Source organism: Streptococcus sp. HMSC065E03 (assembly GCF_001815045.1).
In the GTDB taxonomy this organism is placed as follows: Bacteria; Bacillota; Bacilli; order Lactobacillales; family Streptococcaceae; genus Streptococcus; species Streptococcus parasanguinis_AD.
Genome location: NZ_KV818847.1, coordinates 63,686 through 88,567, shown reverse-complemented (window position 1 = coordinate 88,567; position 24,882 = coordinate 63,686). Strand labels below are relative to the sequence as shown.

General features: G+C 40.1%; 22 protein-coding genes and 3 pseudogenes. 1 reads left to right on the top strand and 24 read right to left on the bottom strand.

Annotated features, from left to right (window positions below; translation table 11 throughout):
* Positions 1–79 precede the first annotated feature (79 nt).
* From HMPREF3002_RS03375 to HMPREF3002_RS11320, 3 genes and pseudogenes are all read right to left on the bottom strand, one after another.
* Positions 80–2,065, bottom strand: a complete 1,986-nt coding sequence (locus HMPREF3002_RS03375; protein ID WP_070665283.1) for a peptide ABC transporter substrate-binding protein — start codon at positions 2,063–2,065, stop codon at positions 80–82.
* A 125-nt stretch (positions 2,066–2,190) separates the two neighbouring features.
* Entirely contained in the window at positions 2,191–3,228 is a 1,038-nt protein-coding gene (locus HMPREF3002_RS03370; protein WP_070665282.1) for a M42 family metallopeptidase, read from the bottom strand.
* A 552-nt stretch (positions 3,229–3,780) separates the two neighbouring features.
* Positions 3,781–3,987 (bottom strand): annotated as a pseudogene (locus tag HMPREF3002_RS11320) (IS3 family transposase); the annotation flags it as partial.
* Between the two features lie 381 nt (positions 3,988–4,368).
* Here HMPREF3002_RS11320 and gshAB point away from each other — a divergent pair.
* Positions 4,369–6,633, top strand: coding sequence for a bifunctional glutamate--cysteine ligase GshA/glutathione synthetase GshB (gene gshAB, locus HMPREF3002_RS03360; RefSeq protein ID WP_070665281.1), 2,265 nt, complete (start codon positions 4,369–4,371; stop codon positions 6,631–6,633).
* A gap of 120 nt (positions 6,634–6,753) precedes the next feature.
* Here gshAB and HMPREF3002_RS03355 read toward each other — a convergent pair.
* The 21 genes and pseudogenes from HMPREF3002_RS03355 to HMPREF3002_RS03255 all read right to left on the bottom strand — a co-directional run.
* A pseudogene (locus HMPREF3002_RS03355) lies at positions 6,754–7,137 on the bottom strand (ISL3 family transposase); the annotation flags it as partial.
* Positions 7,138–7,143: 6 nt separating this feature from the next.
* Positions 7,144–7,353 (bottom strand): hypothetical protein, encoded by a 210-nt coding sequence (locus HMPREF3002_RS11255; RefSeq protein ID WP_049506603.1) that lies wholly within the window; start codon positions 7,351–7,353, stop codon positions 7,144–7,146.
* Positions 7,354–7,509: 156 nt separating this feature from the next.
* Complete coding sequence (locus tag HMPREF3002_RS03345) at positions 7,510–7,749, bottom strand: hypothetical protein (protein ID WP_141754482.1); 240 nt, start codon at positions 7,747–7,749, stop codon at positions 7,510–7,512.
* A gap of 198 nt (positions 7,750–7,947) precedes the next feature.
* A complete protein-coding gene (locus HMPREF3002_RS03340; protein WP_070665279.1) occupies positions 7,948–8,370 on the bottom strand; it encodes a hypothetical protein in 423 nt (140 codons plus the stop codon).
* Positions 8,371–8,381: 11 nt separating this feature from the next.
* Complete coding sequence (locus tag HMPREF3002_RS03335) at positions 8,382–8,804, bottom strand: hypothetical protein (protein ID WP_070665278.1); 423 nt, start codon at positions 8,802–8,804, stop codon at positions 8,382–8,384.
* Between the two features lie 159 nt (positions 8,805–8,963).
* Positions 8,964–9,455 (bottom strand): annotated as a pseudogene (locus tag HMPREF3002_RS11405) (NADAR family protein); the annotation flags it as partial.
* A 278-nt stretch (positions 9,456–9,733) separates the two neighbouring features.
* On the bottom strand, positions 9,734–10,330 hold the full coding sequence (locus HMPREF3002_RS03325; protein ID WP_049498465.1) for a response regulator transcription factor: 597 nt from the start codon (positions 10,328–10,330) through the stop codon (positions 9,734–9,736).
* Positions 10,311–11,885, bottom strand: coding sequence for a sensor histidine kinase (locus HMPREF3002_RS03320; protein ID WP_049498464.1), 1,575 nt, complete (start codon positions 11,883–11,885; stop codon positions 10,311–10,313). Before HMPREF3002_RS03320 ends, HMPREF3002_RS03325 begins: the two co-directional genes overlap by 20 nt.
* Positions 11,886–11,965: 80 nt before the next feature.
* Positions 11,966–13,981 (bottom strand): FtsX-like permease family protein, encoded by a 2,016-nt coding sequence (locus HMPREF3002_RS03315; protein WP_070665276.1) that lies wholly within the window; start codon positions 13,979–13,981, stop codon positions 11,966–11,968.
* 12 nt (positions 13,982–13,993) lie between these two features.
* Positions 13,994–14,728: an ABC transporter ATP-binding protein gene (locus HMPREF3002_RS03310; protein ID WP_049498462.1), complete on the bottom strand. Its 735-nt coding sequence runs from the start codon at positions 14,726–14,728 to the stop codon at positions 13,994–13,996.
* Positions 14,729–14,857: 129 nt separating this feature from the next.
* A complete protein-coding gene (locus tag HMPREF3002_RS10885; protein WP_004256158.1) occupies positions 14,858–14,965 on the bottom strand; it encodes a QVPTGV class sortase B protein-sorting domain-containing protein in 108 nt (35 codons plus the stop codon).
* 616 nt (positions 14,966–15,581) lie between these two features.
* Entirely contained in the window at positions 15,582–15,902 is a 321-nt protein-coding gene (locus HMPREF3002_RS03300) for a DUF5966 family protein (RefSeq protein ID WP_083312652.1), read from the bottom strand.
* On the bottom strand, positions 15,895–16,104 hold the full coding sequence (locus tag HMPREF3002_RS11305; protein ID WP_083312651.1) for a hypothetical protein: 210 nt from the start codon (positions 16,102–16,104) through the stop codon (positions 15,895–15,897). The genes HMPREF3002_RS03300 and HMPREF3002_RS11305 overlap by 8 nt, the downstream gene beginning before the upstream one ends.
* 183 nt (positions 16,105–16,287) lie before the next feature.
* Entirely contained in the window at positions 16,288–16,764 is a 477-nt protein-coding gene (locus tag HMPREF3002_RS03290) for a hypothetical protein (RefSeq protein ID WP_070665272.1), read from the bottom strand.
* A gap of 9 nt (positions 16,765–16,773) precedes the next feature.
* Complete coding sequence (locus HMPREF3002_RS03285; protein ID WP_070665270.1) at positions 16,774–17,160, bottom strand: hypothetical protein; 387 nt, start codon at positions 17,158–17,160, stop codon at positions 16,774–16,776.
* Between the two features lie 22 nt (positions 17,161–17,182).
* The gene (locus HMPREF3002_RS03280) at positions 17,183–17,512 is read right to left on the bottom strand and encodes a hypothetical protein (RefSeq protein WP_070665268.1); all 330 of its coding nucleotides are present in this window, start codon (positions 17,510–17,512) and stop codon (positions 17,183–17,185) included.
* Positions 17,513–17,646: 134 nt separating this feature from the next.
* On the bottom strand, positions 17,647–18,231 hold the full coding sequence (locus HMPREF3002_RS03275; RefSeq protein ID WP_070665266.1) for a DUF1307 domain-containing protein: 585 nt from the start codon (positions 18,229–18,231) through the stop codon (positions 17,647–17,649).
* A 128-nt stretch (positions 18,232–18,359) separates the two neighbouring features.
* Positions 18,360–19,358 (bottom strand): UDP-glucose 4-epimerase GalE, encoded by a 999-nt coding sequence (gene galE / locus HMPREF3002_RS03270; RefSeq protein ID WP_070665264.1) that lies wholly within the window; start codon positions 19,356–19,358, stop codon positions 18,360–18,362.
* 63 nt (positions 19,359–19,421) lie between these two features.
* The gene (gene galT / locus HMPREF3002_RS03265) at positions 19,422–20,894 is read right to left on the bottom strand and encodes a UDP-glucose--hexose-1-phosphate uridylyltransferase (protein ID WP_070665262.1); all 1,473 of its coding nucleotides are present in this window, start codon (positions 20,892–20,894) and stop codon (positions 19,422–19,424) included.
* Positions 20,895–20,906: 12 nt separating this feature from the next.
* Complete coding sequence (locus HMPREF3002_RS03260) at positions 20,907–22,085, bottom strand: galactokinase (protein ID WP_371106569.1); 1,179 nt, start codon at positions 22,083–22,085, stop codon at positions 20,907–20,909.
* Positions 22,086–22,325: 240 nt separating this feature from the next.
* The gene (locus HMPREF3002_RS03255) at positions 22,326–24,758 is read right to left on the bottom strand and encodes a glycoside hydrolase family 3 N-terminal domain-containing protein (RefSeq protein ID WP_070665260.1); all 2,433 of its coding nucleotides are present in this window, start codon (positions 24,756–24,758) and stop codon (positions 22,326–22,328) included.
* Between the last annotated feature and the right edge of the window lie 124 nt (positions 24,759–24,882).

Below are 24,882 nucleotides of genomic sequence, written 5' to 3'. Positions count from 1 at the left end.
ACTATGTAAGCGTTTTTATATCAAACAGATGTTCATCTGATCCAAAAAAAACCGAGGCATCAGCCTCGGTTATCGATCCTTATTTGACGTGTTTCTTAAGATCTTCTTGTGCTTTCTTGTTTGACTCTGCTTGTTCTTTTTGCCATTTTTCAAGGGCTTTGTTGTAGTCAGCAGTTGTCACAGCTTTATCTTGGAGTTTCATTCCTTTGTAGATCACGTTGTCTTTTCCTTTACCACCAGTCCATGCAAATGGAGCTGAGAATGGTTCGATACGTGTCAAGAATGGACGTCCAGTTGATGAAGAAGTTGGCATAACAAGGGCGCTATCAGTCAACCAAGCTTGCGCTGCCGCATATTTTTCATAGCGTTTGTTGACGTCTTGTGTTTCTGCACCAGCATCTTTGATCATCTTTTCAAAGTCGTACAGACCAACTTTTTTAGCTGCTTCATTGTTTTCACTTGGGTCAAATCCAAGGAAAGTCTTAGTATTTTCACCAGATGAAGCTTTCAAGATATCCATGTAAGTTGATGGGTCTTGGTAGTCAGGGCTCCATCCAACATTATCAGAGAGATCCCAGTCTTCGCCAGCCGCATTTGGCGCAAAGAGGGTCACATTTTGAAGGTCTTCTTTCGAAAGCATTTGGATATCGATGACGATATTTTCTTTACCAAGTGCTTCTTCAACTGATTGTTTGAAGGATTGTACCCGTTGAACTCTTGATGGTGTGGTTTGGTCTACAGGCATATCGATGTGAATTGGGAATTTCACACCTTCTGCTTCCAAGGCAGTCTTCGCTTTTGCAAACTCTTCCTTCGCTTTCTTAGCATCGAAGAGACCATTTTGACCATCGTCTAGTTTAGTAGATTTCCACTCATCTCCGTAGGTATCCAATTGAGTTTTCACCATTTCACCAAAGGTCTTGCCATTAGCTTGGACAAATGTTGGTGGAATGTAGAGGTTACGGATGATCTTGCTTGCTCCGTCTTTTCCGTTCAATTGAGCAGCATACGCTTCACGGTTGAAGGCAAAGCTGATCGCTTGACGGAAGTCCTTGTTCAAGAGAGCTTTCTTAGTAGATTGTTTTTCTTCATCGGTCTTCTTAGCAGTGTGTTTGTAAGATTGACGGTCGATGTTGGTACCAATAACATAAGAAGCGGCATCTTGAGGAGTGTAGGTGATTTCGTCTTTGAATTCTTTGGCTTGCTCTGAATAACCAGATCCAGTTGGGAAGAGTTTGGCCAAGCTAAGAGCATTTTCACCGAATGATTTGGCCAATTTACTTTGGTCTTGTCCATCGTAGAATTCCAATTTCACATCTGAGATGTAGACCTTGTCTTTATCCCAGTAGTTTTCATTCTTGGTCATTTCGATAGAAGATTTAGAAGTAAAGCTCTTCAAGATGTAAGGACCATTGTAAAGAAGGGAGCTGGTGTCACTTGCTTGGGCGAATTTATCCCCTTTTGATTTCACAAATTTTTCGTTGACAGGGAAAGTGATCCCAAGAGTCAATTTAGAGTTCCAGTAAGATTCTGGTTGGTTCAAAGTGATTTGAAGGGTATGATCATCAACTGCTTTTACTCCTACAGCTGAGAAATCTTTATTTTTACCGCTGACGTAGTCATTTAAGCCTTTGATAGAATCTTGGATGATGTAGAGCATTTCTGATTTGTTATCAGCCGCATATTTGATACCTGTGACGAAATCTTTAGCTGTTACATCCGCATACTCTTCGCCTTCTGAATCATACCATTTAGCATCGTCACGAAGTTTATAAGTATAAGTCAAGCCATCTTGCGAAACTGTCCAATCTTTTGCAAGAGATGGAATCAAGTTCCCGTATTTATCATTTTCAAACAAACCATCAATCAAGTTTCCAGTGATATCGTGGGTTGCTGCTTTACCAGATGTGATATAGTTTAGGTTTTCTGGCTCAGTCTCATAAACATATGAGAATTTTTGACCGTTGCTTGAGCTAGATGATTTAGAACCACCCGAACAAGCTGCTAGGATACCTGCTGAAAGGAGGGCAACTCCCGCAAGTGCAATGACATTTCTTTTTTTCATGTAAAACTCCTTAAGAAATTTTAAGTTTATTTTAAGATTATACCACAAAGATTTTCAGAAGAAAAGGAATTTTCAGAAAATTTTAGTTCTTTAAAAAAACTACTCCTGAGAGTAGTTTTTCCTTATTAATCTACTAAGTCGCTCTTGAGGTAGGCATCGACCATGCGCTCTGTTGCGACTACAGAATCCAAGTGGGTCCGCTCATATGAGTGGCTAGATTCGATCCCTGCCCCGAGAAGAGCGTGTTTCACTTCTGCTCCTGCGCTCATGGCTGCAGAGGCATCTGATCCATAGAAAGGATAGATATCCAACTTATAAGGGATTTCTTGGGCTTTTGCCAAGGCTACCAAATGCTGACGGAATTCGTAGTGATACGGTCCAGAAGCGTCTTTGACACAGATGGATACCGTGTATTCATCCGTCGCTTGGTCATCTCCCATAGCTCCCATGTCCACTGCCAAGTATTCGACCACTTCAGCTGGAATACTAGAATTAGCCCCGTGCCCCACTTCTTCAAAGACTGAAAAGGCAAAGGTGGTCGTTACTGGCAATTGGATCTGCTCTTCCTTGTACACGCGCAGAAGATTCAAGAGAATCGCCGCACTTACCTTGTCATCTAAGTGACGAGATTTAATAAAGCCAGTATCTGTCACAATGGTCCGGGGATCAAAGCTGACAAAATCACCCACTTCAATGCCAAGGGCACGGGTTTCTTTTTCATTGGTCACTTTTTCATCTAGACGGACTTCCATATTGTCCTGGGTCCGCTCTACAGTTCCCGCATCCTTGTAGACATGGCAAGAAGTCTGATGGACCAAAATAGTCCCAGAATGGGTCTTTCCTGTATTGGCTACATGGACTGTACAATTTTCCCCTTCAATCATATTCCAAGGGAAACCACCGATACGGTCTAACTTGAGGCGGCCATCTGCTTTCACAGCGCGGACAATAGCCCCCAAGGTATCCACATGGGCTGTGACATAGCGTTGCTTGTCTGTGATCACACCAGGAACGGTCACATTCACGCCACCCTTAGCAGTCCGAGTTACTTCGTACCCAAAGCTTTCAATGGTTTTGACCAAGTATTCTGCGATCTCACGTGTAAAACCGGTCGGGGAAGGAATAGCTGTCAATTCCTGCAAATAAGTCACTGTCTGATTCATAATGCCTCCAAATGTGTTTTTCTTTATTCTAGCATGAAATAGGTGGAATAGCTAGAGGAGAGAGCTTACAGGGTAGAGTTTTTCAACTCTTCCCGTACTTGCATTAGGAGAAAGCCAGAGTTCTATTTATATTTTCAACACATTTTGGGAGAGATTCATCTAGTGCACCTAAAATAAAAAAAGAAACTTGTCCACAACTAACGGTGTCTAAACAAGTTCCACGCAGGCTATTTCAATGGTGATACATAATTATCAGGATAAAATATGATGTAATTTTTGACAATATCTGTTAGACTATCTTCAGTTATGTTTCTCCACTTATGGAGATAGAAGGTTTCAGACTTGAGAACAGAGTGAAACCATTCGATACAGCCATTATCTGCTATTTCGCCTCTTTTCTGAGAATTCTTACACTCCTGTTTCCAGCGATAAAGGTGGAGCGTTTGACGCCGAAACATTCTAAAATAATCGATACAGGGCACGTTTTCTTATACTCTTCTACTAGCTTGATAAGACTTACTTTGTCGATTCTCTTATCAAGTTCTGATACTTTTTTAGTAATTCTACCTGCAAACGTAACTGTTCCACTTCAGATAACTGTTTCATCCCATTACCATAAGTATATTGTTTCCCCACGGGTTGTTGGAAACGGTACAATTCATCATTCTGATACCATCGCTACCAGGTCTTGGCCTGACTAGCATTTTTGATGCTGAGGGTATCCATGATAACTTTATTTGATTTGCCTGCCTTCTTCATTTCGATACAGGCTAGTTTAGTTTCTACCGAATATGCTTTTTGACCATAACAAAACACCCCTGTTTCTAGTTTACCAGATTTCAACAGGAGTGTTTTCTTGTGTCTCATTTTATGGGTGCAGTGCCGACCCTAGGGATTCTTTCGTTCTCATATATACGTCATTAGTATAGGCTAATTTGATTTAAATTCCAAGAGAAATAACATTTTACATAAAAATCAGTGGGTATTTTACAATTTTTGCATATAATAGAGCTAAAAAACAACTGGTTTTAAGAATTCTTATCTGAAACATTCGGAAATTCCCCTTAACCGTAGCGGAAAGTTGTTTTCTTCTCCTATTTATAATAGACTATCACTAACATTAGATGAAAAGGTGACTCTATGACTATAAATCAACTGCTTCAAAAGCTGGAGCCTACTAGCCCTATCCTTCAAGCTAACTTTGGAATTGAACGCGAAAGTCTTCGTGTCGATAGACAGGGAAAATTAGCACATACGCCTCACCCTTCCTGCCTAGGAGCTCGAAGTTTCCACCCTTATATTCAAACAGATTTTTGTGAGTTTCAGATGGAACTCATCACACCAGTTGCTAAATCTACCACTGAGGCTCGTCGATTTCTTGGAGCCATTACCGATGTAGCTGGACGTTCCATCAGTAAAGATGAACTTCTCTGGCCCTTGTCCATGCCTCCTCGTATCAACGCCCAAGAAATCCAAGTTGCCCAACTGGAAAATGAATTTGAACGCCATTATCGTAACTACCTGGCCGAAAAATACGGAACTAAACTACAAGCTATCTCAGGTATCCACTATAATATGGAACTAGGGAAAGATTTGGTTGAAGCCCTATTCCAAGAAAGTGACCAGATTGATATAATTGCTTTCAAAAACGCCCTCTATCTTAAGCTGGCTCAAAACTACTTGCGCTACCGTTGGGTTATTACCTATCTCTTTGGGGCTGCACCTATTGCTGAGCAAGGCTTCTTCGACCAAGAAGTGCCAGAACTCGTGCGTTCCTTCCGAAACAGCGACCATGGTTATGTCAATAAGGAAGAAATACAAGTATCTTTTGCAAGCCTAGAAGACTATGTCTCTGCCATCGAAAATTATATCGAACAAGGTGATTTGATTGCGGAAAAGGAATTTTACTCGGCTGTTCGTTTCCGTGGACAAAAGGTTAATCGCTCCTTCCTTGACAAGGGAATCACCTACCTGGAATTCCGTAACTTCGACCTCAACCCCTTTGAGCGTATCGGTATTAGCCAAACTACCATGGATACCGTACACCTACTCCTTCTAGCCTTCCTCTGGCTGGATGCCCCTGAAAATGTTGATCAGGCTCTGGCTCAAGGTCACGCGCTGAATGAAAAAATTGCCCTCTCTCATCCTTTAGAACCTCTACCTTCTGAAGCTGAAACTCAGAACATTACGACAGCTCTAGACCAACTGGTGCAACATTTTGGGCTTGGTGACTATCATCAAGGGCTGGTCAAACAAGTTAAAGATGCCTTTGCAGATTCCAGTCAGACACTAGCTGCTCAACTTCTTCCTCATATCAAAGACAAGTCCCTTTCTGACTTTGCCCTTGACAAGGCGCTTGCCTATCATGATTACGACTGGACTGCCCACTATGCCCTTAAGGGTTATGAGGAGATGGAACTTTCTACCCAGATGCTGCTCTTTGATGCCATTCAAAAAGGGCTTCATTTTGAAATCCTAGATGAGCAGGATCAATTCCTTAAACTCTGGCATAAAGATCATGTTGAGTACGTCAAAAATGGTAACATGACCTCAAAAGACAACTATGTAGTTCCTCTTGCCATGGCTAATAAAACCGTGACCAAAAAAATCCTGGCTGATGCTGGCTTCCCTGTCCCTGCCGGCGACGAATTTACCAGTCTAGAACAAGGTCTAGCCTACTATCCTCTTATCAAGGGCAAGCAAATTGTGGTTAAACCAAAATCAACCAACTTCGGGCTGGGCATTTCCATTTTCCAAGAGCCTGCCAGCCTTGATAACTATAAGAAAGCTCTCGAGATTGCCTTTGCAGAAGATACAGCTGTTCTTGTTGAAGAATTTATCCCAGGAACCGAATACCGTTTCTTCATTCTGGACGGGCGTTGTGAGTCTGTCCTCCTTCGTGTTGCTGCTAATGTTGTCGGTGATGGCAAACACACCATTCGTGAATTAGTCGCTCAGAAAAATGCCAATCCATTGCGAGGCCGTGACCACCGCTCACCTCTGGAAATCATTAAGCTAGGAGACATCGAACAATTGATGTTGACTCAGCAAGGTTATGCACCTGATGATATTCTCCCAGAAGGGAAAAAGGTCAATCTCCGCCGTAACTCCAACATCTCTACGGGTGGTGACTCTATTGATATCACTGAGACAATAGATTCCTCTTACCAAGAATTGGCAGCAGCTATGGCAACTAGCATGGGGGCCTGGGCTTGCGGGGTTGACCTCATCATTCCAGATAAAACTCAGCCTGCTAGCAAGGAAAAACCTCATTTCACTTGTATCGAGCTCAACTTCAATCCCGCTATGTATATTCACACCTATTGTGCTGAAGGTCCTGGACAAGCTATCACTCCAAAAATCCTAGACAAGCTTTTTCCAGAAGTTGCCACAAGTCAAACCTAAAACCTAATTCTTAGGAACAAACAAATCACCTTTATCTCGATGATATGATACCTCTTAAGTAGACAAGGTAAATACCTAAAATCTACGGCTCTTTGTCAACTTTAGTGGGTTGAAGAAAAGCTAAGCTCGAGAAAGGACAAATTTCGTCCTTTCTTTTTTGATATTCAGAGCGATGAAAATTCGCTTCTTGAAGTTTTCAAAGTTCCGAAAACCAAAGGCATTGCGTTTGATAAGTTTGATGAGATTATTAGTCGCTTCCAATTTTGCGTTGGAATAGGATAACTGAAGGTCATTGATGATTTTCCCTTTGTCCTTTAGAAATGTTTTAAAGACAGTCTGAAAAAGAGAATGAACCTTCTTTATATTGTCTTCAATGAGTCCAAAAAATTTCTCTGGTTCCTTATTCTGAAGGTGAAAAAGCAAGAGCTGATAGAGATTATAGTGGTATTTCAAGTCTTCTGAATAGCTCAAAAGCTTGTCTAGGATTTCTTTATTGCCTAAATTGTCAAATTAAGTTAGACTTTTCAAGTAACTCAGAAAAACTTGGTAGGGTGATTGAAATAGTTCTAATGGGAATTCATAGACTACCCTCTGTTCAGCTATTCCCCCTTCATCTGTAACAAAAAAATATTTCTCATGATGTCGCCAAATATGTTGTCCATAACCTTTTATTTCCTCAAACTTACTAACTTCTTCCCAGCCTAGTTTACTATATTTCATGAACATTATCCGCTCTTTGTATTAATATTTGGTGATCATCAATACTGATAGGGCACAAAAATTTTGTCTGTAATAATTCTTTAAATAATTGTATCTCTATACTTTTATCATAACATATTCTTAGGTTCATTATCTAATCAATTAATCTATTGTCCATCAATTTTCTTTTTTTAACTCTTTCTCTAATTGTTTTAAGACTACTAAAATTTCGCTTTTATAATCCATAGTTTCATCTATAAATCTTCTTGCTAAACTAAAAAAATTAATGTCACCGATATTTTCTCCTCTTCTTATACACTTAGTTAAGTTATATATATCCTGTATAATTCCCGGGTATAACTTTTGACTTGGATATTCTAAGTCAATTAAATCTTGTAATTTGTCTGTATATTTCATATATTTATTTTTCATAATTCAAAACATTAACTTGGTACAATTCCTATATTCACTATCCAGTCTAATGGCCATTGATTTGGTAATAATGGAATTCTGTCATTATTTTGGACACATTTTCGGAGCGATTCATTTAGTCCACTTAAAGTACAAACAGGAACTTGCTTACAACTAATAGTGTATAAACAAATTCCTTACAAGCTATTTCAATGGTGATACATAATCATCTGGAAGTTTACCTCTCCAGTCAATCCACATTTGCTCAGCAATCGGAATTAATCTTTTTAGCTCTTCCTGAGTAAATAATTCTCTAGTTTCAGGTATATCAATTAATGATGTGGGACTCTCTTCTATGAAACGTTTCTCACTAGCCCTCTTTTCTTCTTCCGTCGGTGGCCAAGAATCATGCTTAATCTTCCAAGATATTTCGAGTAGTGATCTCTCTCCACTATCTAATAGAGAGAATAATTCTTGGGGTAAATCATAGACTGCTAACCAAGAAGCCACAGTTCCCTCTTCTAAAACTAAATAATATTTGTCCTCATTTTTCCAGATTGACTTCCCGTATCCTTCTACTTCTTCAAACTGGATAACATCTTCCCATTCTAGTTTTGTTGGTTTCATTTATATCTTCCTTACTTAAGTGGTGATACATAATCATTTGGAAGTTCTTCTCCAGATTCAATCCACTGCTTCTCAGCAATCGGAATCAACTCTTCAAGTTCTTCCTTAGAAAAAAGTTTCCTATTTTTAGGGACATCTATCAAAGAAGCTGGATGTTTGCTTATAAATTTTCTTCTAGATTCTCTTCTCTCTTCTTCCGTCGGTGGCCAAGAGTCATTCTGAACTTTCCAGGAAACTTCTTGGAGCGTTCTATCTCCACTCTCTAATAGAGCAAATAATTCTTGTGGGAGTTCATAGATTACTAACCAAGAAGCTACGGTGCCTTCTTCTAAAACTAAATAATATTTGTCCTCATTTTTCCAGATTGACTTCCCGTATCCTTCTACTTCTTCAAACTGGATAACATCTTCCCATTCTAATTTACTATGTTCCATGTATGCTCTCCGCTCTTTGTACTAATATCTTTCATTACACATTCAGGAATATCTCCTGTTGATCATTGTAACTATCTAGTTGACTGTTATACCAAACCCAGACTGTTAAATGGAATAGCTAGAGGAGAGATCTTACAGGATAGAGTTTTTCAACTCTTCCCGTACTTGCATTAAGAGAAGGCCTAGCTTGTTCTTCCCAGAGCCATCTCCCCCATCAGCCCAGTAGTCGTCATTTCGTGTATGTTCGATGAGGATGACATCTCCTGTCGCGAGCAATTCTTTCGCGATTTCTGGATTTTGGCTAAATTTCATCCGAAGGGCTTGATGCATCACCTCATCTTTGACCTCTTCCCAATCTGATCTCAAGGGATTCTGACGATTGCGTCCCTCCAAAGCAGCATCCATTGGAGAGGCTATCTGACTAATTTTCTCTTGAATTTCGGGTACTAATACAGTATCTGATGACAAAATGCTGGCTTTATCTTCTGCTTGTTTATCCTCTACAAGTTTAGCTGCAGCCAATTCGATTTCTTTGCGACTTTGTTTAACAGTCGAGTGTTGACCAGCAGTATATCCCATCATGAGAATAAAGCTAGTTGCAGCTACTGTTCCAACACTAATTAAGGCTTTAGTTTTGACTTTATTTAACATCTTAGACCTTCTTTCTATAAAAACTAAGTCAAGAATACTAGATAAAGCTAGAAAAGAGTATCACAGAAGTAAAAATGCCACCCGAAGGTGGCCAATATAACTTACAAAATTAGTAATCCGTCTGATAAATTTTTTTATACAAACCATTTTTCAGATACCCTAGACATAATGATTTCCTCCTTAATTACTAATAGATTATCAAATTTACTGTTTATTAGAATGAGTAATATGTGCAATTTTTGTAAATAAATTAAAAAAGCTGCATCTTCTGCAACTTTTTAATCTGGTGGAAAATAGCCCAACTGCTCAGCGATGTGAATCGCCTCCTGCCTGTTAATCACTCCCAATTTTGAAAAGATATTGGCCAAGTGATTGGAAACTGTACGTTTACTCACATAGACCTTGTCACAGACATCATCAATGGTCAAGCCATTTCTAACCAGTTCTAGTATCTCGATTTCTCGTGGTGTTAACACCTCTACCATTACTTCATCTGAAAAGACCTTACCACCTAGATAAATCTTTTCCAGTTTTTTCACCAACTCATCTGGGTCCATACTTTTGTCCAGAAAGCCATAAGCCCCCATAACTTTAGCTCGGTGTTCATACATTTTTTTACTGTAACCTGTCAAAATCACAACCTTACTAGAATAACCATTGTCGATAATCTCTTGTGCCAAGGTCAGCCCATCATCTTGATACAGACTCGTCAGGTTGATATCAATCAAAATAATGTCGTAGTCATTAAAAGTAATCTCCGAAATAGTCGAAAAATCATCTACTAACTGGACCTTTTTAATGTTTTCCGATAACTCTAAAATCATCTTGATACTTTGGCTAAATAATTTATGATCATCAATTAATAAAATTTTCATAACACAACTCCTTATCAATCGGGAGAGTAATTTCTACACGAAATCTCTTATTATTTTCAAAAATCTGCATTTGACCACCTAAAACACTAATTTTATTAGACATATTTTTCAATCCATAACCTAAGGATTTTTCTGTTTGAAGGCAGTCATTTTCAGAAATGATAAAAATAGCGTCATCATGCACATCAATCTTCAAAGAAATCCTTCCACCACTAGCGTACTTAACGGCATTGGTCGCCAACTCCTCAACCAGACGATAGGCAATTTTATCGTAAGGAGATAAAAGCCTAAAGTGGGCAGGAAACTGTGTGACTACTTCATTTTCTGCGTGATAGCGTTTGACAATCCGATTAATCAGCCCTTGATACTGGATGTCTAACTGTTCGTCTGTTTCTACCATTGGCTGATAATAATCCATCCGCTCACGAATCCGCTGAACCAACTCCTCTGTTACCAGATTGATCTGTTCACCAAAAGCTTGATTGCTACTATATTTATTGAAATTTTTTATTGCCATAACATTTTGCAGGATTTCATTGTGAAGAAATTCGGAGAACTGTTGTTCTGTATCTTCATTTGCCAGCAGATTTTTCACCATACGGTTACGCTTTAAAAAGAGAACTTTTACATAATCCCCAGAATCTAGCATTTCAGCAGAACGAAAGAGGCGAATCAATTCTTCCGAACAAATCCCGAACAATAGTAACATGATATTCAAGACCAAAAAGCTCGTGTTTAAATCTAGACGAAAGATGATGAAAATGCCTACTAACAAAAACATAACCAGTAAAAACAAGCGTGAAAAAGCTTTTATATAGGACAATTTTAACTCTGATACCTTTTTTTGAAGAGAGCTGATAATTGTTTTGAAGTGTAAAAAAGCTAAAATGCCAACAATTTCCAGATACCAGACTAGGTTCATCACTCCTGAGCCCCTCGTATTGATATACAAAAAGAAATAAGAAAGAGGCAATATCAAAGCTAATATCCACAAATTTCGTCTCTGATACTTGAGTTTACTTTTCAACTCTTTATGATATAAAATCAGTAAAATCAAGGGAACAAGGTTTAAAAAGAAAGACGCAAACAAGGACAGAAATAGAAAAATTGAAGGACTTAACAGATATGAACTAATGGTGATTAGTGTCAACACAAAGGACACACTCAACAGTTCTTCTCCTATTTTCTCTCCCAGAAAGATAATATACAGAGAACTATACACCAATAAAAAAGAGTTGAGCGGATGAAGAATATCAAAAAAGTGCAACAGGGTGCTCGCAGCTCCTTGATTAAATATGGATTGCCAGCTAATGAGAAACATCATCAGGAGCAACCAAAGTTTCAACTCACTATACCGAAAGGTCACAATATTACAAATATAGCTAAATACAATTAAAGCAATAATCAGCAATAAAACCATCTGCAAGGAAAAATCTGTCGAAAAGTCCAGAGTGATCCTATGATAAATATAAATCATTAAAGCTAGATGATTCAAAATCGTCAACCACCACAATAAAAGTGAGTTTTTCGAGAGCGATTTGACAAACTGTTTCATATATATCCACTTCCTGAACTACTTTAATATCATTATAACACAATACCAGAATTGTCGGATAGGCAACTCTGGTATTTGACTTAATTTTCAATAATTTGCCAACTTACTCTGTAAGTCACTAGCAGGTAAAGGACAAATAGTAAGACCGCTACTCCCAGATAGGTGATATCTATAGAAATGCTGGTATTAGCGAAATTTTCAAAATAGCCTAGAAGTGCGGTACTTAAGGCAAGCGCTAGCGGACCTGCGATGACCAGCGGAACCAAGAAATAACTTAGAATCTGTTGCAAAAGAATAGAGCGATTTTGCTTCCTCTTATTCCCAAGAAGATATAAGATTTGATAATCATTGACACTATCCAAAGCACTTGTAGAAGTTTGAAGGGACAAGATACTGAGGGAAATAATGATAAAAATAACACTGACAAAAATCATGACAAAGACAATGACGCCCATAAATCCAAGATAAATCTCAAAAATTCTTCCTTTGGTTTGATAGGTGAACGGATTCAACTCTGCTCCATCACGAGTGAAGTAGTATTTTTCTATCCACTGACTTAAGAATGTTTCTACTTTCCGTTTGTCGATATTTTCTTTGAAATTTGCAACATAGGTCGTGTGGTCTTCCGTCAATCCAACTACTACCTTATCTGGTACAATTAAGGTTCCTGTGTCATTTGTACCCACTGACGATAAAAAGTAAACTGTTTCAAGCGGCTTTGAAGACGCAAGATTAAGAGAATAACCGTTAATCATGAGAGTTTTTGTCGTTAATAGAAAGTCCTGAATCTGCTTGGCAGTTCCTTTATAGTTAGCATTGACCAGAAATTGGTTATCTGCCAAGTCAACCGCTTTTTCCCCTTGCAGTTTGCGGAGATGATTGTAGGCAGAAATTCCTAAAATCGGTACTTTTGATTCAGGAAGTTCCTTATCATGCGCCCAGAGATTGCTAGTATCAATCAAATCTTTATAGATTAAATCACTAGAATAGATAGGATAGCTGTACTCCTCTTTGATGAGGTTAAAGTCAAATCCATCTGCTTTTAATCTGTCTTTGACAGATTCCTGAGAAAACTGGAACTCCTGACCACGATAGAGATTGACAGTTACATCATAAGGTGAGTATTTGTTCAGCTCTCGGTTCATAGTCGTATAGGCACTACCACTAAAAACTAGTAAGCTGAGAGCCAGGGTCAAGGTTAAGGATAAGACAGCCAACGTGACCGAATTACTATCAGCTTGTTTTGAAAATTGACGAATTTTAAAACTGTTTAGTTTGTGATAGTAGGTTTGAGGCAGTTTTCTAAGGGAAACCAAGATAAAATGGCTCAAGGTATTGTAAAATAAAATCACAAAAATCACGAAGACAGATACCAGCAAGATACCCCAACTTTTCAAGAGTGATAGATGGTGATAGTCTGAAAAATAGAGAGCACCAAAACCGATAACAGCTGTCGAAAGAATAAAGAGAAGTGCTTGAAGAACTGGCTTGCCTTTTGCCAAGACAGATTTCTTGACCCCATTTTCTTGAATGAGTGCAATGATATTTTGCTTTCTAAAGGTAAGAATGTCCATGACACCAACAATAAAACTGGTTACCAAATAGGAATAAACTAGTAAGATGACAGACTTGCTATCAAAAAAAAGCAGACTACCAAAGTAATTGGCCATAAAAAACTCAGATGCAACCTTAGATAGAATGACCAGTAAAATCAAGCCAAGCAAGAAACCTAGAATCAAGGAAAAGATATTGACCAGCATGGTTTCAAAGAACAGGGTACGGATAATCTGCTTCTTCTTCATTCCCAGCGTTGCATAAAGTCCCAGCTCTTTCTTACGCCGTCCCAGGACAAAGTTTGTGGAATAAACGACGAGAAAGGCAATCGCCGATAGAATCAGATAGGAAAGCAAGCCCATGTACTGACCCATCACCGTCGTCAACATTTCCTTTGCCCCTGATAAACTTTGCATCACTGGATGGCTTGGTAAAGCATTAAAAGCATAGAGCAAGCTATAAATCAAGGTTAGACTGAAAAAGTAGATGGTGTAAGTCTGTAAATTTCGAAATACATTTCGTAAAATTAATTTTGGATACATACTCTCATCCTCCTATCTGGTACGGCTGTAAATCTCTTGCAAATACTGTTCATTAGATAAGCTGTTACGTTCCAAATCATCCATAATCTTTCCATCGCTAAGTAGCACCATCCGTGAGGAATACTTTGCTGCGGCAGGGTCGTGGGTAACCAATAAAATGGTAATACCAAAACTTTTATTGATTTCCTGCAAAAGCGCCATCAGTTTTTCAGAATTGGCAGAGTCCAAGGCTCCTGTCGGCTCATCTGCGATAATCAGTTTAGAATCATCAATCAAGGCTCTAGCAGTTGCCACACGTTGTCGCTGACCACCTGATAACTGATTAGGAAACTTATTTTTTAAGTTTTGGATGGACAACTTATCCAAAATTTCCAAAATCTTATCCTGATGTTTTTTGATATTTTTCCCCTGAATTTGAAGAGGTAGAACAATATTTTCATAAACTGTCAAGGTTTCCACCAAGTTGTAAGCTTGGAAAATATAGGAAATGTTTTTAGCACGATAGTCAGCTAGTTCATTTTCCTTGGCATGGATGATGTCGAAATCTTCAAATCGAATCTCACCTGATGTTGGTTTATCAATCGTTGAAATACAGTTGAGAAGTGTTGTTTTTCCACTACCACTAGCCCCCATAATTGCCAGGAATTCACCTTTTTCAACGGACAAGTTCACATCTAATAAAGCATGAACGATATTATCCCCTTGACCAAATGTTTTCGTTAATCCTGTCACAATAAGCTGTTTCATCATTTCATTCCTCCGTTTCTTTATTACTCTCTCATTATACGGTTTCTTTCAAGGTTTTCCATGAGTATTTTGTGCAATATATTCAAGTTATAAAAAACCGATGCCTTTTTCAGGTATCGGTCGATTTGATTATTTGCGATCGTTTCTTTTTTTCATAAAGTAAACAATCCCTATGACAACAACTCCTAAGACCAGTACAGGTGCATAGAATTCTAGTGTCCCAATAATTCCTTCCATTTTATCCTCCTGTCAAAAAATAGAGAGTTTTATCCACAGCGCATGTTTGGCGAAAAAGAATATGTAAACTACCAACCACAGCGCCCCTGTGCTGTTAATCTAACAGCCGTCCCCCACCCAGCAGCAGATTTTCCATCCAATTCTTGGATATTAATTTCCATAATCCAAAGAATCAATCTCAAAGTTATCTTGTTTTATTTGTATTTCTCCCGTCAATATAACACTAAATCAAAGTGTTGTCAAAGTTTTGTAATAAAATACTAGAATTTTCCTTTTGTTTTATCTAACAACGAACATTATTTATCGTACACTCATAGGAACAGGTGAAACACAATCCACAGCGACCTGCTAGTGTCATTTTAAAAGCTGTGTACCACCAGCTCCTGATTTCCCGGAAAGTTCTTGGTTTTCAACCTCGAAACTTAGAGAATCAATCTCTGGACGACTTGTATTTTTAGCCATAAGGTTGCCTCCTTCCTTCTTTTAGATGATCATCTTTACAGTAACTAGTATAAACTCTAGTATTGGCTAAGTAATGAGTAAATCGTGCAAGTTTCTTATTTTCGAGAAAAATTTTTATAGTGCCCAATTAAAAAGTAGCTGAACAATCTCTTGCTCAGCTACTTTTTAATCTTCTTGTCCAACTAATGATTTTCAAAACACCACATAAAAGTAAGGATAGATTAAATACCGCATAAAATCCTGTAAAACTGATCAGACCATTCTGGGATAAATCTTCCATATAAAGGGTCGGTTCAGTAAAGAACAAATATATTCCATAGCCCTCCACGAAAATAAGAAAACTGACAAAACCAATAAGGAAAAGTCCACTGGCAATAAGAAAGAGTCTCCATAAAAGAATAAGAATTCCTCCTATTGCTAAAAAAATTACTGGGATAAGGAGTAAATCATTCATGACTTTCTCCTTTCTAGTCAATCAACTGACGGAAATAGGTGGCAAGAGAGTAATCAAATTCCTCTAGCTTTTGAACTAAGTCCAAATACTCCTCTTTCTCATGATTTGTAGGAATGAAGCAAGGGTCTCCAAGACTTTCATCATCCATCTGATAATAGACTTCAGTTATTTCTTTTCCAACTTCGTTTCCCAATAAATTACCATCAAAAGCGGATTCTTCCATATTCCCAGAAATGACATTCTCCAAAGCTTCGCGAACATCCGGATAAAAGTATGAACTTCCGTCATCATAAAGGTTGTTAAAATTTTATAATTTTCTCTGTTATATAGGACGGTGAGTGCTATTTTGTCGTCGACACTCTTGAATAATTTATATTGTCTTTTTAACACTTGTTCTAGCCTATTTCTAATCCTCAAGAATTGAAAAATTATATTTGTTTTTGTATCTCTGATTGAAGCGGACAATTACATTCATAGGGTCTTTTTTTGTTAATCCATTATCAAAAGTTATACTTTTCGTTAACTCTTCCCGAAATTTTTGTATCCTAGATGCTATTTCAGCTACTAATCTTGAAGTATCAATTTTAAAAGTGGCAATACCCTTATCTTCCATAAAGAGTATTGAATCGAAAAATAATATTGAAATATACAAATCCGTAGCTGAACTCTTTGTCAATTTAATTAAAGAGTTCTCTAATAATAATTGAATGTTTTTGATATCACTTTGATTATAAAAATATTCAAACAGTATCTGATTTATATCTGTAGGAAAAACGTCTGGAACAAAAGTTGGAGGTTCAATTCGATACTTTTGTCTTCCGCGAAGTATATCTTCAACGTTTCCTTCTTTAATAGCTTCTATAATTTTTATTTTTTCCTTCAATTTAGTTTATTATTCTTCCTTCTTCTCTCCATATTTAGGATCAATTATATTAAATAAGCGAATTTGTTCCTCTTGAAAAAGGCTATTATAACGTTCAAAATCTCCATTTGCATTAGTCCATGCATTCTTTGATGCTATTCTAGTAACATATGATTGTAAAAGATAATAAAGAATATCTTCCTTATTATCAAATTTTTTCTCAGAATTTATTTTGCCACGTTCGACACCAACAATATAGTAATAATCGCCCTCTAAATAAATAGTACGTCCTTCTGGTAAAAATAGAGATGGTTTTTCTTCTGTAAATAAATCCGACTGATTCAGATTTGACTCCCCTATTTTTAATAGTAACTTCGCTAATTCTTGCTTTAACTGCATTATTTTTACCTCGTTCAATGTCGTTTAGATAACTACGCCCTCACCAGCCACTTTCGTGATAAAATTTATCAACTAATTCCCAATCGTAATCAGAAATAGCTGAACGACCATCAGCTCTCCGTACATCAATCCCTAATTTTCTTAACGCAGCGAAAGACATATGACCTAAGCAAATTGAACCTAAAACTGAATCATTGACAGACAGTTTGACAGAAATTTCTTTTAATTTATCAATAACGTTAATATCATTGATTTTACGGTTAACAATTTCTTTAATGATATGATAGGAGACTATAGGATTTAAATCTATATTATTTATTAAGTCCTCATTTTGATATGTTTTATCTTCAATTTTTTTAAGAATATTCACCCTATGCTCCTGCTAACATAATGACGTGTTCATCCATTTCACTATTTTCCTTAAATCCTATTCTACCAAAATAAACCCATGAATTCATGCTAAAACAAAAAGAGAGCAGCAAACTGAACTGCTCTCCATTTGGTTTATTTTTCGACCATACCGCCTTTGATAAGACTGTCTTTCGTTACTGAATAACTGACTGTTTTGTCATCTAGGGGATTGAAGCCTGGTACGATTTCTTTTAATTTATTAAAATCGATTTTTGTGTAATCAATGGTATTGCGGATATAAAAGATTCCGTCTTTGTATTCTGATGTCAGTTCAAATCCATGGCCCATCAGATCTTTGAATTTTTCTTGGCTTTTTGCGACGGCTTCTTTCATGGTTTCAAGAGGGTTCTCACCAGGAACTTTTGAGACGTCGTAATCATCAACTTTTTCTTGTAATAACAAGGTATCTCCCTTGTAATACAAGGTGATGGTTGACTTACCTGCTTCATCACTCGTTTCGAGAACGGTTTTTTGAGCACCTGCTAGTGCATCTTCTTTTTTGCTTTCATCAGTTGATGACTCTTTTGTCTTCTCTTTAGCGGATGATTTGCTTGTTGCTTTACTTGTCGCCTTAGTAGACGATGGACTAGTAGATTTTGTACTCTCTTTTTGTGTGCAACCAGCTAAAAGAAGACCCGCTGTCAAGAAGACGGCTAACATTTTTGTGGTTTTATTCATTTTGAATACCTCACTTTTTTATGATGGTTAGGGAAATGACTGACGTCTGAAACGAGTCATTTGGCAAGATCAACTGTCGTTTTAGATGTTATTAAAAAAGTCTCAAAAATGATGTCCGCAGCCCCTCCTTATCGATCATTGTAGCCATCTGGGTGGCTGGAATGCCAAGCCCAGGCTGTTTGGATAATGGTTTCGATATTGTCAAATTTGGGTTGCCAACCAAGGATGGCACGCGCTTTTTCAGATGAGGCAATCAAGGTATCTGGATCTCCTGGTCTGCGATCGGCCAGCTCAAGTGGGATCGGATGTCCTGTCACCTTGCGGGCTGCTTCAACGATTTGAAGATTGGAAAATCCGGTCGACGAGCCCAGGTTAAAGGCAGTCGATTCATTCCCATTACGCAGATACTCAACCGCTAAAAGATGGGCATCTGCCAAGTCAAATGGATGGACGTAGTCCCGAACATTGGTGCCATCTGGTGTCTTGTAGTCATCTCCAAAAATAGAGATCTTCTCGCGTTTGCCTTGGGCCACTTGCAAGACGATCGGCAAGAGATGAGTCTCTGGTCCATGGTCTTCTCCGATGGATCCATCTGGCTTGGCACCCGCTACATTAAAGTAACGAAGGGGCACATACTTGATCCCGTAGGCTTGATCGGCCCAACGCATGATGGTTTCCATCATGAGCTTGCTTTCACCATAAGGGTTGATTGGTTTTTGCGGAGTGGTTTCAAGAATCGGAATTTCTTCTGGAATGCCGTAGGTGGCAGCAGTTGAAGAAAAGACGATGTAGTGCACCCCACATTCATGCATGACTTCCAAGAGTTTGACCATGCCTGCTGTATTGTTATCAAAATATTTCAATGGATCTGCCATAGACTCAGCGACCAGTGAGTAGGCCGCAAAGTGGATGACCGCATCGATATCTTCGTGTTCTTTAAACACAGTGCGCATAAAGTCTTGGTCCGCCAGGTCTCCTTGGTAAAAGACGGCATCTGGATGCACCGCTGCACGGTGGCCTGTGACCAGACTATCAACCACGACGACTTTTTCCTGTCCTTCATTGACCAAGCGGTCCACCATGTGGGAACCGATATAGCCAGCTCCTCCGAGTACGAGTATTGCCATTTGTTTTCCTTTCGCTTCTTGTCTTCTCTCTTATTGTACCAAATTTCTGCCGCTTCTCCACACTTAAAGTGTCGCAACAAAGCGTCTAAAGGCAGCTTGTCCTTCTGCTGTTCGCTTGTAGACTCCGGCATCTTCGAGCACGCGCGCAAAGATCTGGCCAACTGATTCACGGACAAGGACTTCTGCCTCTGATTCGTCTGTGATGGCTGGGTGAGTGGCTTTCAAATCATCTGCCCAAGGCTGGTGGTAGGTCGCCACAGTACTCTCACGTCCAAGCAAATAGTCCTGAACCTGCTTGAGCTCTTCCTTGAGGCGAGGTGGCAAAATGGCCAAGCCCATGACTTCGATCAGGCCGATATTTTCTTTTTTGATGTGTTGCACATCTGCATGTGGGTGATAGATACCATCGGGATGCTCTGGTGAGGTTTGGTTGTCACGGAGCACCAAGTCCAGTTCATAATACCCATCACGAATCCGTGCAATGGGTGTAATGGTATGGTGGGGCTGACCGTCGGATACCGCTAAGACTTGAACAGCTGGATCCGAGTAGCCTCGCCAGGCTGTGAGGATATGGTCTGCCAGGGCAATCAATTGCGCCTTGTCGTCCGATTGCAAACGGAGAACCGACATGGGCCAATTGACAATTCCTACCGATACAGCCTCAAATCCCTCAACGCTAAAGCTTTCCTCAACAGGAGCTAGCTCCATAGGGAAGGTATGGCGTCCGCCTTGGTAATGGTCATGAGTCAGGATGGATCCCCCTACAATGGGCAGGTCTGCATTGGACCCTGCAAAATAGCCTGGGAAAGTCTCGACAATGGTCAAGAGTCGCTCAAAGGTCTTGCGGCTAATGGCCATAGGAACATGCTGGCTATCGAGGAAAATGCAGTGTTCATTGAAGTAGGCATAAGGGGAATACTGAAAGCCCCAGTCATGACCGTCCATGTCAAAACGGATAATCCGATGATTGGCCCGGGCTGGATGGTCTAGGCGACCTTGATAGCCTTCATTTTCAAAGCACAATTGGCAGGCTGGATAATGACTGGCTTTGGCAAGCTTGGTCGCTGCAATGTCTTTAGGATCTTTTTCAGGTTTTGACAGATTGATGGTGATTTCAAGAGAACCGTAGGGAGTTTGTGTCTCAAAGGCAATATTTTGCGCAATGGCTTTGACCTTGATGTAATCATTGCGCTTAGAGAGGGCATAGAAATCCGCAATCGCGTCTTCCTTGGACTGACGGTAGGTCTCCCAAAAGCGATGGTTGACTTGACTAGGACTAGGGGTGATCCAATCCATCAACTCCGCACCCAAACTGTCTTTTGCGGCCATACTATCCTGGATCTTGCTATTTGCAACAGCGATCTCTACCAGCTGATCTTTGAGTGCGATCAACTCTTCTTTTTGAGCTGGGGCGTCTAGCCCTTCTTCTCCAATGCGACTCATGATGCGATTTTTTAGATAAATCCGATCCATCTCTTCGTAGTCACTCGCCGCAATGACGGCTGTGACAAATGCATCTAATACCAGTTCTGTCATCCTATCTCCTTTTTAATCAAGTACCCGTGTCCCCGCCGCAACCTCTGCAATGTAGAAGCTTGGCGCATAGCCAACGACTTCCTCATAGCGTTTGCCGACAACTTCTTTAAATGCTTCAACCTTATCTTTGTTGACAAGGGCGATGGCGCAACCACCAAAGCCTGCTCCCGTCATACGAGCACCAAGCACTCCTTCTTGTTCCCAGGCTGTATGCACCAAGGTATCCAATTCTAGACCTGTCACTTCGTAGTCATGTTCCAAGGATACGTGGGAAGCATTCATGAGACGGCCAAAGCCTTCCAAATCCCCTGCTTCAAGGGCCTTACGAGCTTGGAGGGTCCGTTGGTTTTCAAGTACAGCATGACGAGCCCGTTTGATGCGATTTTCATCCTTGATCAAGTAGCTGTAGGCATCAAAAGACCAGAGATCCAATTCTCCTAAGGTTTGGATATCCAATTTTTCTTGGAGTTCAGAAACGGCGGTTTCGCATTCTGAACGACGTTCATTGTATTTTGAATCCGCTAATTCCCGGCGTTTGTTGGTATTCATGATGACTACGACATTGTCTTTGAGGTCCAGCGGTACCAAATCATACTCTAGGGTGTTGGTATCGAGATAAATAGCTCGTTGGTCAGCTCCCATACCGATGGCAAATTGGTCCATGATCCCAGAGTTGACTCCGATGAAGTGATTTTCAGTTTGTTTCCCGATCTTGACCAGATCTAGACGATCTAAGTGAAGATCATATAGTTTCTCAGCGATGACGCCAATCAAGAGCTCAAGCGATGCTGAAGAAGAAAGACCGGATCCATTTGGAATATTGCCGTAGACATAGACATCCATACCGCTATCAATGACATGACCAGCTTCTTGCAAGAAGTGGAGCACGCCTTTTGGATAGTTGGTCCAGTTGTGCTCTTTTTCAAAGTGGAGATTTTCAAGCGGAACTTCAATGATCCCCTTGTCTTCAAAGTTTCCTGAGAAGAAACGCAAGACCTTATCCTCACGCTTTCTTGCAGCCCCGTAGGTACCAAGTGTAATGGCTGCTGGGAAGACATGCCCACCATTATAGTCCGTGTGTTCACCGATCAGATTAATCCGTCCTGGTGAAAAGAAAGTGTGGTCAGCCTTTCCCCCAAAGACAGCCTGGAATTTTGCTTGTAAATCTTGAGATGTGATTGTTGTCGTCATGAGAAACTCCTTTAGTTTTGTAAACGTTTTTATACTTGTATTATATCTGATCGCAAGTAAAACTTCAAGTGTTTTTAGTAAAATTTTATTAATTTTTTATTTTATGCCCAGAAAGGCGATAACAAAGGGTTTTCCTCCGATTACAACTTCTATTCCATCATTGCCATCTCGAGTTAATTTTAGTAAACTTTTACCAAAAAATCTCAATTGGGAAATCACCCAATTGAGATTCTGAATCCTTTAGTGTTTCTTTCTTGGATAGACAAAAGATCCAAGGAAGGTTAAGAGGCTGACACCCATGAGGGCTAGGAGGTTTTCTGTTTGACCAGTCTTTGGCAATACCGATGAGGCAGGACTGGCTGACTCGCTGACAGGAGCCTGATCAGTGTCATGTGACACAGAGATCAGACGAACTTGTGGACGATCAAGAGGACGAACTGTTTCTTGAGTGCTAACAAGGACCTGAGTTCCTGTGTTACCAACCTCTACTGGTTGTGTCTGATGGGTTGGTTCTTGGACTGGTGAAGTTGGATCTTGGCCTGGTGAAGTTGGATCTTGGACTTCTGGTGTTGGCAATGGAGCAGGTGCTGGATAGAAAAGACCATGACCAATGCGGTAGGCATACTCTGTTTCCGACATTTTTCCGTCTACAATTTTTGGAATATCAACCGGTAAGGTACCTAGATGTTCCTTGCCATTGAAGATGACTTCCACTCCTGCAGGAATATTAGGACCAAATGCATTGTCTGGTTTGAGGGATTCCGTTGGATCCATTCCCTTATTTCCATAGACTGCTAAAATGGCTTTGGCTGCGGGATAGTTGGCTACATCATAAGGTTTAGAGATAGAAAGGACAGCTGCCTTCTTATGGTTGGTATTGGCATAATTGACGATTTCTGTTGGAATCTTGGTCCGCCAGAAATCTTTATCCAGTTGCCCTTCATAACCGATCTCTGAAATCACTACGATATGGGTGGCTTTTTCAAGGTCTTCTTTTAGACTATCAAGGGTGGATTCCTTAGTGAAGTTCTTGGCCACAAAGGAGGTATCTTTTGGAAGCACTCCATCCGCGATTAAGCGACGCATGCCCAAATTTAGTCCTGGGACTTCATTTTCAAAAGCTCCGAGTAGTAAGACATGGTCCCCTGTTTGCACCTTAAATGGCAAGGTATTGTCTTCATTTTTTACAACCGTCACCGCTGCTGCTGCAATCTTGCGTTCCAAGTCACGGTTGAGGCTAGATCCGACTGCTTCCTCTGCTTTTTCAGCTGTCCGAGCACTTGGATCAAAATTCAGGACCCCACGTTTTTCTTTGAGGGTCAGGATCCGACGAACCGACTCATTTAAGCGTTCTTCTGAGATGTCACCGGTTTGGACCGCATCTACCACTGCATTGACGATGGTATCAATCTTGGTCAAATCGGCTTTGCTGCGAAGGGTCGTTGGCATCAAAACCAGGTCAACTCCGGCTTTGATAGCCATCTTCACGGCTTCCACCTCACCGAAGTTCTTAGCGATAGCATCCATTCCCATGGCATCAGAGACAATCACGCCCTTATAGCCGTATTTCTTCCGTACCAAGCCCGTTAAAATATCATCAGAGAGAGTCGCTGGAACATAGATTTTCTCACCCGTTTCTTTTGACACGACCTGATCTTTTTCAATCTGCGGGTACTGGATATGAGCTGTCATCAAGAGGTCGACCCCTTCATCCATAGCTTTTTTGAATGGAAGGAGTTCTAATTTTTCAAGCTCAGCAAGAGATTTATCCACCAATGGGAGACCCGTATGGGAATCGACCGCTGTATCTCCGTGACCTGGGAAATGCTTGGCTGCTACAGCCACATTGTAGTCTTGAATCCCTTTCATCATCGGAATACCCAAGTAGGCAACCCGGTTTGGGTCAGATGAGAAGGAACGAAGCCCAATTACAGGGTTTTGAGGATTATTATTGGTATCTAGAACCGGAGCAAAGTCCACATTCAGGCCTAGTGCAGAAAGTTCACGTCCTATGATTTGACCGGCTTCTTTCGCTAGTTTGGGATCATTGGTAGCCCCAATGGCCATATTCCCAGGAAGGGCTGTACCCGTACCCAAGCGGTAGACGATCCCCCCTTCTTGGTCGATGGCTAACAATAGCGGAATTTTCCCGTTATTGGCCTTGTTTTCAATCGCTGCCTTTTGCATATCTTGCGTCAGAGCCAGGGTTTGCTTGGTCTCTTTGACGTTTTCAGCAAAAAGAATGACGCCTCCAAAATCATATTTATCAATCGCATCTGCTACTTCAGCATTGACCTTGGTGAGATCCTGTGGCGACTCCTGATTAGCCTCCTGCCACTTACGGAAGTCCGGCATGATCATTTGAGTCACCTTTTGTTTGAGTGGCATGTTTTCAATCAGTTTTTCCACTTCAGGAGATGCTGTCTCTGTCGATGTTACCGTTGGAGAGGCAGCAGGGACAGCTGCACGGTCTGTTGTCGTCGGCGTTTCGGCCACTTCTCCCTGATTTTCTGTGGCGGTTTCTGGAGTTGGAGAAGCCACCACCTCTTCTACTGTTGCTGCCGGTTCATTGGCTTGATCCGGTGCTTGAGCTGTGTCTGCTTTTGCTGTTTGAACGGATAATAGAGCAAAAGCCGTTAATAGGGCCGCAGATGGATAAATGATTTTTTTCATAAAGCGACCTCCTTTCTTTCAATAGATATTGTACCATTGTTTTATAGTTTTGTAAACGGTTGCAATGTATAAAACAGAAAAAGGATAAGCATTTTTTACTTATCCTTTAGTTCGTTCATATTTT